The sequence below is a fragment of the Arthrobacter sp. GCM10027362 genome (genome assembly GCF_042679445.1).
Lineage (GTDB): Bacteria > Actinomycetota > Actinomycetes > Actinomycetales > Micrococcaceae > Crystallibacter.
This window is the reverse complement of record NZ_JBHTML010000115.1, coordinates 1-13,284: the sequence shown is the minus strand read 5'-3', so window position 1 is coordinate 13,284 and position 13,284 is coordinate 1. Positions and strand designations below refer to the sequence as shown.

Below are 13,284 nucleotides of genomic sequence, written 5' to 3'. Positions count from 1 at the left end.
CGCCCTGGCCGCCGCCGTCAGCCACGGCGGCGCCTCCACCGGCAGCATCGCCGGGCAGCTGCTCGGCGCGCTCTACGGCGAAGCCGCCCTGCCCCAAGCCTGGCTGCAGACCGCCGAGGCGCCTGAGCTGATCCGGGAGATGGCGCAGAGGTTCCTGGCCCAGACGCAGGGGCCGGCAGAGTAACCCGCCCGCCGGGCTACCGGGCTCAGGCGCCGGTTTCGGGCCAGCTGCCGCCGACCATCTGCAGGAACTCGCCCTCGGAGAGTACCTCGATCTGCTGGCCGCGGCTGTGCAATTCCAGGACCTTGCGCGCCTTGGCCGTGACCCGGCCGCTCTTCAGGTCCGCCGCGGAAAAGCCGTCCCCGACCACCAGCACGGTGGTCTTCCGGGTGACCGTGCTGGCCGGCTGGGCCCCCACTTCCGCCGCACGGTTCTTTGCCTGCTGCCGCGGCATGCCCAGGTTGCCGGTGAACACGATCGTCTGCCCGTACAGCGGGTGCGTCCGGTCCGCGTCGAGGTTCGCCGGCGGGTTGCTGCCTTCCGTCGGCCAGCCGCTCCAGCCCCCGGCGGTGCCGGCCTGCTGCCGGTCCAGTTCAGCCAAGGTCGCCCTGGACAGCGGCTCCACGCCCGGCGCGTACGCCTCCATCCGGGAGGCCGGCAGGCCGAAGGCGGCGAGCAGGTCGGCGACGCTGCCGGCGCCGTTCCTGGCCGCGATGTCGATCATGATGCCGGCACAGGCGCGGGCGTCTTCGACGGCGTCGTGGTGGTGCCGCAGCGGCACGCCGGCGGCCTCGGCCACGAAGGGCAGCGAATAGGAGACCAGCGAGTAGCTGCGCCGGGACAGGATCACCGTGCAGGCATACTCGTAAGCCGGGCCGGCCAGCCCGGAGACCTCCAGCGCCGAGCGGATCACGCCCAGGTCGAAGGCCGCGTTGTGGGCCACGAGCAGGTCCGGGCCGATAAAGTCCGCCATCTCGGCGAACACCTGGCCGAACCGGGGCCGGCCGGCGACCATGTCCGCGGTAATGCCGTGAATCTTCACATTGCGGGGATCGAAGCGGTCATAGCCTGCCGGCGGGCGCATCAGCCAGGAGGCCTCGGCCACGATCTTGCCGTCACGGACCTTGCTCAGGCCGACGGAGCAGGCGGAGCCCCGGAACCCGTTTGCCGTCTCGAAGTCAATGGCCGTGAACTCAATTCCCACCCACCAATCTTAAGTCAGCAGAACGGTCCGGGCCCGCAGGGGGGTCTCGACGCGCGGCACAAGGTGGTGCACGATGAGGACCATGTCGCCAAACTCCAAACCGCATGTGCTCATCCTGGGTGGAGGCTTCGCCGGCCTCTACACTGCCTGGGGCCTTGAGAAGCGCCTGGGCCAGGTTTCCATGGACATCACCTTGGTGGAGCCGAACTCCTACATGACCTACCAGCCGCTCCTGCCGGAGGTGGCCGGCGGGGAGATCGACCCGCGCACCGTGATGGTGGAACTTCGGCGTGCGCTCAAATACACCGACGTGTTCCGCGGCACGATGGAGTCCCTCGACTGCCGGGCCAAGACGGCCACGCTGGCTTCGATCAGCGGCGAGCGGCGGCAGGTCTCCTATGACCATGTGGTCTTCGCGCTCGGCGCCATCACACGGACCTTCCCGACCCCGGGCCTGGCCGAGCAGGCAGTGGGTTTCAAGACCCTGGAGGAGGCCCTGTATGTGCGCGACAAGGTGCTGGACAACGTGGGCCTGGCCGCCGCCACCTCGGATCCGGAGGAGCGGACCAAGGCGCTGACCGTGGTCTTCGTCGGCGGCGGCTACACGGGAGTGGAAGCGCTCTCGGAGCTGCTCGACCTGGCCAAGCTGGCGGTGGACGAGTACCCGGTCCTGCAGCGTTCCGACCTGCGTTGGATCCTGATCGAAGCCTTGGACCGGGTGGCCCCGGAGATCGGTCCCGGGCTGTCGAAGTGGACGCTGGAGCAGCTGCGCCGGCGCGGCGTGGACGTGCGCCTGAACACCACCATGAAATCCTGCACCGACGGCAATGTGGTGCTCAGCACCGGCGAGACGTTCCCGGCGGGCACCATTGTGTGGACGGCGGGCGTGAAACCGAACCCCGTGCTGGATGCGACCAATGTGCCGCGCGGGCCGAAGGGACATGTCAGTGCCAATGCCAGGCTGCAGGTGGTCGAGGAGGACGGCACCGTGGTGGACGGCGCCTGGGCGGCCGGGGACAATGCCCAGGTGCCGGACCTGACCGCGGAGAACCAGCCCGCCTGGTACCCGCCGAACGCGCAGAACGCCCTGCGCCAGGCCAGGCTGCTGGCCGGTAATATCGCCGCCGCGGTGCAACACCGCGAGCCGGCCGAATACCGGCACAAGTCGCTCGGCGCGGTGGCGAGCTTCGGCGTCGGCCGCGGTGCCGCCGTCGTCAAGGGAGTCGAACTCAAGGGCCGGCTGGCATGGTTCGTGGACCGCTTCTACCACGGAGCCGCGGTGCCGACCATGCACAACAAGTGGCGAATCTTCACCTCCTGGGCCAGCGGGGCGTTCGCGGCACGGGACATCACCTCGGTCAGTGCCGCCCAAGACCCGCGCGAGGCGTTCGTGCGCGCCGTCAAAGGCCAATAGCAGCGGCAGGCAGTCTTCACCGGCAATTTACCTGCTGCCCCTATTGCGTCCGGTGCTGCGGCCGTACTCTGGAGCAATGAATGATCGGCAGCAGCCCGGATGGTACGTCTTCGACTACGGGATGGTCATTTCCACCGCGCCGGAACCCGAGGACTGGGAGGCCTTGGAGGAAGCTGCCGGCATCCCGCTGCGGCACCCCGGCAGCAGCTACTGGCTGCACCGGCTGGACTATGACCAGGGCAAGCTCGACTCCCGGCAGTACTGGTCACGCGTGCTCGGCCGGGACGTCGGCGTCGGCCTGGCCAGCGAAATGGACTCGCTCGACGCCATCCAGTGGTCGCACCTGAACCTGGATACCCTGGACGTGCTGGAACTGCTCCACTCCCGCGGGTCCCGCCTGGCCGTGCTCTCCAACATGCCGGCCGCCATGGCGGAGGACTTCGCCGGTGCGGCCTGGACCAAGTACTTTGCCCGGCTGTTCTTCAGCTCCGGCATCGGGCTGACCAAACCCGAGCCCGGGGTCTTCCGGCATGTACTGGATGCCTTGGCGACGGCGCCGGCGGCCGTGACCTTCGTCGACGACAAGCACGAGAACGTCCGCGCGGCCCGGACCCTGGGCATCAACGCCATCCACCACACCCCGGGCATCGACCTGCAGCGCGAGCTGGGGCTCTAAAGGGCGGTTTTGTCCTTGTTGCGCCGCCTGGCCAGCCTGGCCAGTACCCAGACCACCACCGCCACCGCCACCACGGCAATGACGATCTTCTGGAACACATCCGCATAGCGCTCCACGATGTGCCAGTTCTCCCCCAGGTAGAACCCGGAGAGCACAAAGATGGTGTTCCAGATCAGGCTGCCCGCGGTGGTCAGCAGCAGGAACTTCCAGATGGGCATGCGCTCGATGCCGGCGGGAATGGAAATCAGGGACCGGAACACCGGGACCATCCGCCCAAAGAAAACGGCCTTGGCGCCGTGCCGGCCGAACCAGGCTTCGGTCCGGTCCACGTCCGCAACGTCCACCAGCGGCAGCCTGGCGGCGATAGCCCGCATCCGCTCCCGGCCCAGCAGCGCCCCGACCCCGTACAGCACGAAGGCCCCCAGTACCGAACCCAGCGTGGTCCACAGCAGCGCCTCGGCCAAACCGAAGGTGCCGCGGCTGGCCGTAAAGCCGGCCAGCGGCAGAATGACCTCGCTCGGCAGCGGCGGAAAGAGGTTTTCCAGCGCGATGGCCAGGCCGGCGCCGGGGGCGCCGACGGCCTCCATGATGTCCACCGCCCATTGGGCGACGCCGGAGAGGTTCGCGGCGGCGTGGGTCTGTGCCGCATCGGCGGCCCGGTCAATAGCTGTCAGGGACATCAGGTGCATGATCATATTGCCTACAATTCTGCCCCACGCCCCGGGCACCTCCTAACCGGGCTGCTGCCCTGCGGCCTCCTCCAGCGCCTTGACGATATGCGGCAGCAGCGCGCGGAAGGCCTGCCCGCGGTGGCTGATGGCGTTCTTTTCCTCGGGCGACAGTTCAGCGCAGCTGCGGTCCAGCCCCTCCGGCTGCAGGATGGGGTCGTACCCGAATCCGCCCTCGCCGCGGGGCTCGGTCAGCAGCGTCCCGGCCAGCCTGCCCTCGACCACCTGGCTGGTCCCGGCGGACACCACGCTGGCCGCGCAGACGAAGGCCGCCTGGCGGTGGTCCGGCCCGATGTCCGCCAACTGGTCCAGCAGCAGCCGCAGGTTCGCGGCGTCGTCGCCGTGGGCACCGGCCCAGCGTGCGGAAAAGATTCCGGGCGCACCGCCGAGCACATCCACCTCCAGCCCCGAGTCGTCCGCCACCGCGACCAGGCCGGTGGCCTCGGCCACCGCGCGCGCCTTCAGCAGCGAGTTCTCCGCAAAGGTCACCCCGGTTTCCTTCACGTCCGGCACCCCGGCCGCGGCGGCGTCGATAACCTGGGTATCCACGTCCAGGCCGGGCACCTGGCCGCGCAGCAGCTCGCGCAGTTCCCTGAGCTTGCCGGGGTTGCGGGTGGCCAGGACCAGCCGCGGCTCAGCCACCAATGACCTCCGCGGCAGTATCGGCGAGCGTGTCGCGCTGGATCTGGGCCAGCTGGGCGGTGCCGGCCAGGGCCAGGTCCAGCAGGGCGTTGAGCTCGTCGCGGTCGAAGGGCGCTCCCTCGGCGGTGCCCTGGACCTCCACGAACTTGCCGGAGCCGGTAACGACGACGTTCATGTCCGTTTCGGCCCGGACGTCCTCCACGTAGGGCAGGTCCAGCATGGGCACGCCGTCGATGATGCCCACGCTGACAGCGGCCACGGTGCCGGTCAGCGGCTTGGCGCCGCGGGCCACCAACCGGTTGTCCTTGGCCCAGCGCAGCGCATCGGCCAGCGCCACGAAGGCGCCGGTGATCGCTGCGGTCCGGGTGCCGCCGTCGGCCTGCAGCACGTCGCAGTCGAGCACGATGGTGTTCTCGCCCAGCGCCCGGGTGTCGATCACCGAGCGCAGCGAGCGGCCGATCAGGCGGGAGATCTCGTGCGTGCGTCCGCCGATCCGGCCCTTGACCGATTCGCGGTCCGAACGGGTGTTGGTGGCGCGCGGGAGCATCGCATACTCGGCGGTGACCCAGCCGCGGCCTTCGCCCTTGAGCCAGCGCGGTACGCCCTCGGTGACCGAGGCGGTGCACAGCACGCGGGTGTTGCCGAATTCGATCAGCGCCGAGCCCTCGGCCTGGTTGGACCAGCCGCGGGTGATGCTGATCGGCCGCAGCTGCCCCGGCGTGCGCCCGTCGGCCCGGACGACGCCGGAACCTGCGGAAGGTGCGGTGGAACTGGGCAGGACACTGCCGGGATCAACTGGAGTCATGCCTCCAGCTTATCGGCTCCCACCCAGTCGGCTTGCCGATAACGACCTTCCCGGCGGCCGAACGGGTGTTATGCCGCCGGCCGATCGGAAGGGGTCCTCAGATGACGTAGCTGACCCCGGCGACGGCGACCGCGAGGTCTCCCGAGTAGGTCTGCCGGGCCTCGGAGACTGTGCGGATCGAATCGTTCCAGACCGGCAGGTGGGTCAGCAGCAGCCGGCGCACCCTGGCCTCGGTGGCCGCGGCGCCGGCCCGCTTGCCGGTCAGGTGCACGCCTTCGATCGCGTCGTCGCGGCCCTCGTGGTAGGCGGCCTCGCAGAGGAACATGTCTGCGCCCTGCGCCGCCTCGACCAGGGTCGGGCAGCTGTCCGTGTCCCCGGAGTAGGTCAGCACGCTCGTCACCGGGCCGTCGGGTCCCGGCTCGGTGGCCTCCACCCGCATCGCGTACGCCTCGTCCACCGGATGGCGCACGCTGTAGGGGGTGATGTTGAACGGGCCGAACTTGACCACTTCGCGCTCGGTCCAGTGGTGGAATTCGAACTCGGTGTGCATGCCCGGATCCGGATCCATCCCGTAGGCAATGGCGATCCGGTCGGCGGTACCGGCAGGCCCCCACACGGGGATCCGGCCTTTGGGCCATCCGTCCGGGTGCCAGCGCACGGCCACGTGCAGGCCGCACAGGTCCATGAAGTGGTCCGGGTGCAGGTGGCTGAGGAAGACGGCGTCGATATCCTCCAGGCCCAGGTAGCGCTGGGCGGTGCCCAGCGCCCCGTTGCCCAGGTCCAGCAGGATCCGCCAGGTCCGTTCGCCGTCGTGGGCCGAAACCAGGTAGCAGGAGGCCGGAGACAGCGGGCCGGGGAAGGAGCCGGTGCAGCCGACAATCGTCAGGTTCATGCCTGCGGCCCTCCGCCCTGCGTGCCGGCGAGCGGGGCAACGAAGTTCGAGCGCCGGGGACGGTGCGTACCGGCCCGGGCCGCGGCGATCATTTCCGGGGTGATCCGGGCCATGCTGCCGGTGGGGTACTGCGCCGCGACATGGTCAACGTGCTCCACGGCGTTGACCTCGGGGCCGAGAAAGCGCCGGGCCAGCACCTCGAACTGGGTGGCGTCGCCGGTGGCGACGAAGTGGTGCCGGGGCACGGCCTGCTCCTCGCGCAGCAGCCCGTGGCGCAGCAGCGCACGGTAGACGTCCTTGGCCGTCTCCTCGGCGCTGGATACCAGCGTGACCTCGTCCCCCATCACATAGGAGATCACACCGGTCAGCAGCGGATAGTGCGTGCAGCCGAGCACCAGGGTGTCCACGCCGGCGGCCTTCAGCGGCGCCAGGTATTCCTCGGCGGTGGAAAGCACCTCCTGTCCGGCGGTTACCCCGGCTTCCACATATTCGACGAAGCGCGGGCAGGCCACGGAGGTGATCTGCAGGTGCGGGGCGGCGGCGAAGGTGTCCTCGTAAGCCCGCGACCCCACCGTGGCCGAGGTGCCGATCACGCCCACCCGCCCGGAACGGGTGGAGGCGACGGCGCGGCGGACCGCCGGCTGGATCACTTCGATGACCGGAATGCCGTAGCGGGCAGTATAGCGCTCGCGCGCATCGCGCAGCACGGCGGCGGAGGCCGAGTTGCATGCAATGACCAGGAGCTTGACGCCGGAATCCACCAGTTCGTCCATCACCCCGAGCGCATTGGCCCGGACCTCCGCGATCGGCAGCGGGCCGTAGGGTCCGTGGGCGGTATCCCCCACGTAGAGGACCGCCTCGTTGGGCAGCTGGTCGATCACGGCCCGGGCAACGGTCAGGCCCCCGACGCCGGAATCGAAGATGCCGATCGGTGCGGCGGGGTGGATGGCTGGAGATGGGCAACTGGCATCCGGGCTCATAATCTACTGAGGATAGGTCCTGCTCCGCCGTTCATCGAACTTCTGCACCGGACATGTTAGCCATCTCACAGAGATTGGGGTGCTCCCACAGTGTCGGCTCCGCCGCCACAGCGGGACCCTCGCACCCCACTCCAGGGTGCTCCCGGGCACGCTAATGGGCCTCCCGGGCGCGCCCCAGCCCGTCCAGCAGCGCCTGCATCAGCGCCTCCTGCAGCCACGTCAGGAAGTTGTACACCAGCGCCAGGTAGGTATCCAGGTCCTCGGCCTGGGACCAGTCGTCGATGTCGTGCAGTGCCTGTGCGTCCTCGTCCGTCCTGATCTCCAGGCGCTCCGCGAGCACCAGGCGCACGTCGTTAACCGCCCGGGCGAAGAGCCGGGCCTGCTCGTCGTTCAGCTGCAGCGGGTTGCGTTCCAGCAGCAGCGAGCTGGCACGCAGCGCCGCCAGCTTGTCTTCGCGCAGCGAGCGTTCGGTGAGCCGCCGGAACTCCAAGGCCCCGGCGTCGTCGTCACGGACCGCATCCGGCAGCAACCGCAGCACGGCGCTGTCCTGCGGCCGGACGGCATCCGGGTCCAGCCCCACCAGTGCCGCCAGCGGATCCTCGCCGGCCGGCTTCCCGCGCTCGAGCAGGCCGATGATGTCCTCGAAGAGGCGCCGGATCAGGTCGCGCTCCCCCGGTTCCAGGTGTCCGATGATGCCCTTGCGGGTGTTCTTGAAGGCCCTCGCCATCACTGTCCCTTCCGGCGTTCCTATTCGGACTTCTGGTACGTGGCCCACAGGCCGAACGAATGCATGGCCACGGTGTCCTGCTCGGCCTTCTCCCGGCTGCCGCTGGCGACCACCGACTTGCCCAGCCGGTGGACCTCAAGCATGAGCTTGTTGGCCTTGGTCTCGGAGTAGCCGAAGTAGCTCTGGAAGACGTAGCTGACATAGCTCATCAGGTTCACCGGATCGTTCCAGACGATGACCACCCAGGGCACGTCGGTGGCGGCGGTGGCCTCGGCCTCGGTTCCGGTGCCGGTCTCGGTGTCCGCATCCAGCACTGTGGACAATACGGCCTCGGGCACGGAAGCGGACCCGGCACCGCGGGCCGGCAGGATGGTCAGACTCATGGTTTCCATTCTAGGGATTGGGGCGCTCCCGCGGTGGCGCTGGCGCGGCACCGCCCGGCACGGTACTCGGACGGCGACCGGCACACTAGAGTTTGAAAGGTGACCACAGACGCAGGCTGGGACCATCCCGGCACCTCCCTGTACACCGACCACTACGAACTGACCATGCTCCAGGCCGCCCTGCATTCCGGTGCCGCGCACCGGCGCTCGGTCTTCGAGGCGTTTGCCCGCCGGCTGCCGGAGGGCCGCCGCTACGGCATCGTGGCCGGTACCGGCCGGATCCTCGAGGGCATCCGGAACTTCGCCTTTTCCGACGACCAGCTGGAATTCCTCTCTCGCACCAAGGTGGTCAACCAGGCGACCGTGGAGTACCTGGCAGACTTCCGCTTCAGCGGAGACATCTACGGCTATGCCGAGGGCGAGGCGTACTTCCCGTACTCGCCCGTCCTGATCGTGGAGGGGAGCTTCGCCGAGGCCTGCATCCTGGAAACATTCGTGCTCTCCGTGCTCAACCATGACAGCGCCATCGCCTCCGCCGCCTCCCGGATGACCGGGGCCGCCGGCGGCCGCCCGTGCATCGAGATGGGCTCGCGCCGCACCCACGAGGAATCCGCCGTCGCCGCCGCCCGGGCGGCCGCCATCGCCGGTTTCCACAGCACCTCGAACCTGGAGGCGGGCTTCCGCTACGGACTGAAGACGGTAGGCACCGCGGCCCACTCATTCACCATGCTGCACGACAGCGAACGGGACGCCTTCGAGGCGCAGCTGGCTTCCTTGGGCGCCGGCACCACGCTGCTGGTGGATACCTACGACGTCGAAACCGCCGTGCGTACGGCCGTGGAACTGGCCGGTCCCGCCCTCGGCGGGGTACGGCTGGACTCGGGCGACCTGATCGCCCAGGCGCAGTGGGTGCGCAAGCTGCTGGACGATATGGGCAACCACAACACCCGCATCACGGTGACCTCGGACCTGGAGGAATATGCCATCGCGGCCCTGGCCGCGGCGCCGGTGGATGCCTACGGCGTTGGCACCGAACTGGTTACCGGCTCCGGGGCACCGGCCGCCGGCATGGTCTACAAATTGGTCAGCCGCGAAAACCGCCAGGGCGTACAGGAATCGGTGGCCAAGAAGTCCAAGGACAAGGTGTCCCTGGGCGGACGCAAGTACGCCCTGCGGCGGCTGGACGAGGACGGCACGGCGACGGCGGAAATCCTCGGCGTGGGCCACCGCCCCGCCGGCGACGGCAACGACCGGCCGCTGCTGCAGCAGTTCGTCAAGAACGGCGAACTGTTCGACGGCTGGACCGGCGCCGAGGGCGTCCGCCGCGGCATTGAACGCCACGCCGCATCCATGGCCGAACTGCCCCGGACGGTCTACCGCCTGCAGCGCGGCGAACCGGCCATCCCCACCGTATTCGAGGAGAAGTCATGACCCGGGCCTTGATCATTGTGGACGTGCAGAACGATTTCTGCGAGGGCGGCCCGCTGGCGGTGGCCGGCGGCGCGCAGGTCGCCGCGGACATCAGCGAGCACCTGGAGAACCAGCCCGAGCGCTACGACTTCGTCGTGGCCACCCAGGACTGGCACATCGACCCCGGCAGCCACTTCGCCGAGGAGCCGGACTACGTGGAGAGCTGGCCGAAGCACTGCGTGGCCGGCACCAAGGGGGCCCGGCTGCACCCGGACCTGGATACGGACCCGATCGACGCGTACTTCCGCAAGGGGGCCTATGAAGCGGCCTACTCCGGCTTCGAAGCCGTGCTGGCGCCGGAGGACGAGGTGGCCACCGGCGAGCGGAACGACGAGGCGGAGGACGCCGAAGATGCCGACCTGGTCAGCTTGGACGACTGGCTGCAGCAGAACGAGGTGGACGAGGTGGTGGTCGCCGGGCTCGCCACGGACTACTGCGTGCGCGCCACAGCCCTGGATGCGGCGCAGGCCGGCTACACCACCTCGGTGATCCTGCCGCTGACCGCCGGCATCAACAAGGACCGGATCGAGGAGACCCTGGCCGAATTCGAGGACAACGGCATAGAAATCATCCGCACCGCCTGACCCTCCCCCGCCCCTCCCCGAAATTGGTCAGCAGCTGCCCGCCTTTTTGAAAGACCGGGCAAAAGATGCCGTCCTTTCCAAAAAGTGGTCGGCGGCCGCGCACCCGGGGTGCACGGCCGCCGACCATTTTCTGCTACTTGAGGACAGCTGCCGCCCAACTTGTGCGGGGAGGGAGCATCTGCTGGCCAATTTTTGCTACTTGCGGCCGATGAACCAGTCCTGCAGCTTCTTCAGCCGCTTGGCCAGCTGCTCCTCGTTGGCCTGGGCCACCGCGGGCCCGCCGCAAATGCGCCTGAGTTCGGAGTGGACAACGCCGTGCGGCATGCCGGAGCGGGCGGACCAGGCCGAAACGTTCCTGGCCAGCTGGTTGCGCAGCTCGGTCAGCTGCCGGTGGTCCACCACCTGGGCCTCCGGTTCCGCCGCGGCGGCAGGGGCTGTCGCCTGCCCGCGCCTGCGGGACTGCTGTTCCTGCTGGCGCTGGCGCAACAGCACGCCCACCTGCTCCGCGTCCAGCAGGCCCGGAATGCCCAGGAAGTCCAGTTCGTCTTCGGAACCGATTTCGCCGCCGGTACCGAATTCGCCGCCGTCGAACAGCACGCGGTCGAAGGCTGCCTGCGATTCCAGCGCCTCGTACTTGCCCTTGGTCAGCGAGTCGGAGGCCTTCTCCTCGCGGTTGGCCTCCTCCATCAGGGCCTCTTCGGGGATGTAGCCCTCGTCGTTGTCCTTGTCCGGCCGGTCCAGGGCGTGGTCACGCTCGACCTCCATCTGGCTGGCCAGGGCCATCAGGTTCGGCACCGAGGGCAGGAAGACCGAGGCGGTCTCCCCGCGCTTGCGGGCGCGCACGAAGCGGCCGATGGCCTGGGCGAAGAACAGCGGCGTCGCCGTCGACGTCGCATACACGCCCACCGCCAGGCGCGGCACGTCCACGCCTTCGGAGACCATGCGCACGGCCACCATCCAGCGCGAATCCCCCGCCGAGAACTCCTCGATCTTCTTCGAGGCCCCGGCGTCGTCGGAGAGGATCACGGTGGCGGACTCGCCGGTGATCTTCTTCAGCTGCCCCGCATAGGCCCGGGCATCGTCGTGGTCCGTGGCAATGACCAGGCCGCCGGCGTCCGGCACGGCCCGGCGGACCTCGGTCAGGCGCTTGTCCGCGGCGGCCAGCACCGCCGGGATCCACTGCCCCTGCGGGTTCAGGGCCGTCCGCCAGGCCTGGGCGGTGACGTCCTTGGTGACCGCCGCCTCGCCGAGGGAGGCGGCCATTTCGTCCCCGGCGCTGGTGCGCCAGCGCATCTGCCCGGAATAGGCCATGAAGATGACCGGGCGCACCACGTGGTCGCGCAGGGCGTTGCCGTAGCCGTAGGTGTAGTCGGCCCGGGAGCGCCTGATCCCGTCCTTGTCCTCGACGTACTCGACGAAGGGAATCGCCGCGGTGTCGGAGCGGAACGGCGTGCCGGTCAGGGCCAGCCGGCGCACGGCCGGGTCGAAGGCCTCGCGGATGCCGTCGCCCCAGGAGAGGGCGTCGCCGCCGTGGTGGATCTCGTCCAGGATCACCAGGGTCCGGGCCGCCTCGGTCTTGGCCCGGTGCAGCATCGGCTTCATGGCCACCTGGGCATAGGTGACGGCGACGCCGATGAAGTCCCGGCCGTGCGCGCCGTCGGAATTCTTGAAGTTCGGGTCGATGGACAGGCCCACCCGGGCCGCCGCATCCGCCCACTGGCGCTTGAGGTGGTCGGTGGGGGCGACGACGACGATCCGGTTGACCGTGCCCCGGCCCACCAACTCGGTGGCCACCCGCAGGGCGAAGGTCGTCTTGCCCGCACCCGGGGTTGCCACGGCCAGGAAGTCCTGCGGGGCCATCTCGAAGTACTTCTGGAGCGCCTCCGCCTGCCACTGGCGCAGCTTGGGGGCGGTGCCCCAGGCGGCACGTTCCGGATAGGCAGGCGGCAGCGCCGGTCCGGCGCCGAAGAGCGTGTCGTTGCTCATGCGCTCCTGATCTCCTCCTTGGTTGCAGCTTCGGGCTGGGGCGTTGAACTGCGCCAGCCAGTGTACAGGCCCGCGGCGGCGAAAACCGCCAGCACAAGCCAGATCACGGCGAAAACGCCGCTGTCCGCCGGACTCCCCGGATGGTGCAGCAGGGCGAACAGTCCGCCGGCACCGGCGGTGCCGACCACCCCGCCAAGCTGGTCGGCCAGCTGCAGCGAGGACGAATTCCGGCCGCGTTCCGCCGGCGCGGACAGCTCCAGCACCAGCACCGAGACGGTGGAGAAGGCCAGCCCCATGGCGAGCCCGGCAAGCCCCCAGACCGCCACCAGGACCCAGAACGGAACCGGCGGGCCGCCGGCCAGCGGCATCAGGCCCAGGCAGGCGGCCAGCAGGCCGGAACCGATGACCAGCAGCCGGTCCCGCCGGCGGCCGGCCTTGGCCTGGAGGAACGAACCGAGGCTCCAGCCCAGGGCGCCGGAGGCCAGCGTCAGCCCCGCCGTTGCCGGCTCCAAGCCGCGGGCGGCCACCAGCATCAGCGGGATGAAGGCCTCCGCCCCGAAGAACGCGACATTGATGGCGCCGCGGGTCAGGATGACGCTGGGCAGCCCGCGCCGCAGCCGCAGGATGCCCGCGGGCATCAGCCCCGGGAGCGCCCACAGTGCCACGAATGCTCCGGCCGCGGCCAGCACTGACAGCCAGGCAGCCGCGGCCCCGGACGACGCCACCGCCTCATAGGCCGCCCACTGGGCCAGGAAGACCCCGCCGGCCAGCACCAGCCCGCGCAGCGCCCGG

At 69.6% G+C, this 13,284-nt stretch carries 15 protein-coding genes; 5 read left to right on the top strand and 10 right to left on the bottom strand.

Annotation, left to right across the window (positions count from 1 at the left end; translation table 11 throughout):
• Positions 1 to 184: ADP-ribosylglycohydrolase family protein (locus ACFQ36_RS15190; RefSeq protein ID WP_377015023.1), on the top strand; the 184-nt coding region annotated here is incomplete at its 5' end.
• 22 nt (positions 185 to 206) lie between these two features.
• Here ACFQ36_RS15190 and ACFQ36_RS15185 read toward each other — a convergent pair.
• Positions 207 to 1,205, bottom strand: a complete 999-nt coding sequence (locus ACFQ36_RS15185) for an exonuclease domain-containing protein (protein WP_377015021.1) — start codon at positions 1,203 to 1,205, stop codon at positions 207 to 209.
• A gap of 73 nt (positions 1,206 to 1,278) precedes the next feature.
• Between ACFQ36_RS15185 and ACFQ36_RS15180 the strand changes: the two genes are divergently transcribed.
• Both ACFQ36_RS15180 and ACFQ36_RS15175 read left to right on the top strand, forming a co-directional pair.
• The gene (locus ACFQ36_RS15180) at positions 1,279 to 2,619 is read left to right on the top strand and encodes an NAD(P)/FAD-dependent oxidoreductase (protein ID WP_377015019.1); all 1,341 of its coding nucleotides are present in this window, start codon (positions 1,279 to 1,281) and stop codon (positions 2,617 to 2,619) included.
• 76 nt (positions 2,620 to 2,695) lie between these two features.
• Entirely contained in the window at positions 2,696 to 3,295 is a 600-nt protein-coding gene (locus tag ACFQ36_RS15175) for an HAD family hydrolase (RefSeq protein ID WP_377015017.1), read from the top strand.
• Here the strand turns inward: ACFQ36_RS15175 and ACFQ36_RS15170 are convergent.
• The 7 genes from ACFQ36_RS15170 to clpS all read right to left on the bottom strand — a co-directional run bounded on the left by ACFQ36_RS15170 (position 3,292) and on the right by clpS (position 8,452).
• Complete coding sequence (locus tag ACFQ36_RS15170; protein WP_377015015.1) at positions 3,292 to 3,975, bottom strand: DedA family protein; 684 nt, start codon at positions 3,973 to 3,975, stop codon at positions 3,292 to 3,294. The two genes, ACFQ36_RS15175 and ACFQ36_RS15170, sit on opposite strands and share 4 nt — an antisense overlap.
• A gap of 51 nt (positions 3,976 to 4,026) precedes the next feature.
• A complete protein-coding gene (gene rdgB, locus ACFQ36_RS15165) occupies positions 4,027 to 4,668 on the bottom strand; it encodes an RdgB/HAM1 family non-canonical purine NTP pyrophosphatase (RefSeq protein ID WP_377015013.1) in 642 nt (213 codons plus the stop codon).
• A complete protein-coding gene (gene rph, locus ACFQ36_RS15160) occupies positions 4,658 to 5,470 on the bottom strand; it encodes a ribonuclease PH (protein WP_377015011.1) in 813 nt (270 codons plus the stop codon). The genes rdgB and rph overlap by 11 nt, the downstream gene beginning before the upstream one ends.
• 97 nt (positions 5,471 to 5,567) lie before the next feature.
• Positions 5,568 to 6,362: an MBL fold metallo-hydrolase gene (locus ACFQ36_RS15155; RefSeq protein ID WP_377015009.1), complete on the bottom strand. Its 795-nt coding sequence runs from the start codon at positions 6,360 to 6,362 to the stop codon at positions 5,568 to 5,570.
• A complete protein-coding gene (gene murI, locus ACFQ36_RS15150; RefSeq protein ID WP_377015007.1) occupies positions 6,359 to 7,342 on the bottom strand; it encodes a glutamate racemase in 984 nt (327 codons plus the stop codon). The genes ACFQ36_RS15155 and murI overlap by 4 nt, the downstream gene beginning before the upstream one ends.
• Positions 7,343 to 7,493: 151 nt before the next feature.
• Positions 7,494 to 8,069: a DUF2017 domain-containing protein gene (locus ACFQ36_RS15145; RefSeq protein WP_377015006.1), complete on the bottom strand. Its 576-nt coding sequence runs from the start codon at positions 8,067 to 8,069 to the stop codon at positions 7,494 to 7,496.
• Positions 8,070 to 8,089: 20 nt separating this feature from the next.
• Positions 8,090 to 8,452, bottom strand: coding sequence for an ATP-dependent Clp protease adapter ClpS (gene clpS, locus ACFQ36_RS15140; RefSeq protein WP_377015004.1), 363 nt, complete (start codon positions 8,450 to 8,452; stop codon positions 8,090 to 8,092).
• Between the two features lie 99 nt (positions 8,453 to 8,551).
• Between clpS and ACFQ36_RS15135 the strand changes: the two genes are divergently transcribed.
• A complete protein-coding gene (locus tag ACFQ36_RS15135) occupies positions 8,552 to 9,883 on the top strand; it encodes a nicotinate phosphoribosyltransferase (RefSeq protein ID WP_377015002.1) in 1,332 nt (443 codons plus the stop codon).
• A complete protein-coding gene (locus ACFQ36_RS15130) occupies positions 9,880 to 10,506 on the top strand; it encodes an isochorismatase family protein (RefSeq protein WP_377015000.1) in 627 nt (208 codons plus the stop codon). Before ACFQ36_RS15135 ends, ACFQ36_RS15130 begins: the two co-directional genes overlap by 4 nt.
• A 195-nt stretch (positions 10,507 to 10,701) precedes the next feature.
• Here ACFQ36_RS15130 and ACFQ36_RS15125 read toward each other — a convergent pair whose 3' ends face one another.
• Together ACFQ36_RS15125 and ACFQ36_RS15120 are read right to left on the bottom strand one after the other, a co-directional pair.
• Positions 10,702 to 12,492, bottom strand: coding sequence for a DEAD/DEAH box helicase (locus tag ACFQ36_RS15125; RefSeq protein WP_377014998.1), 1,791 nt, complete (start codon positions 12,490 to 12,492; stop codon positions 10,702 to 10,704).
• On the bottom strand, positions 12,489 to 13,284 hold a 796-nt coding region (locus tag ACFQ36_RS15120; RefSeq protein ID WP_377014996.1), incomplete at its 5' end, for an MFS transporter. The genes ACFQ36_RS15125 and ACFQ36_RS15120, both read right to left, overlap by 4 nt.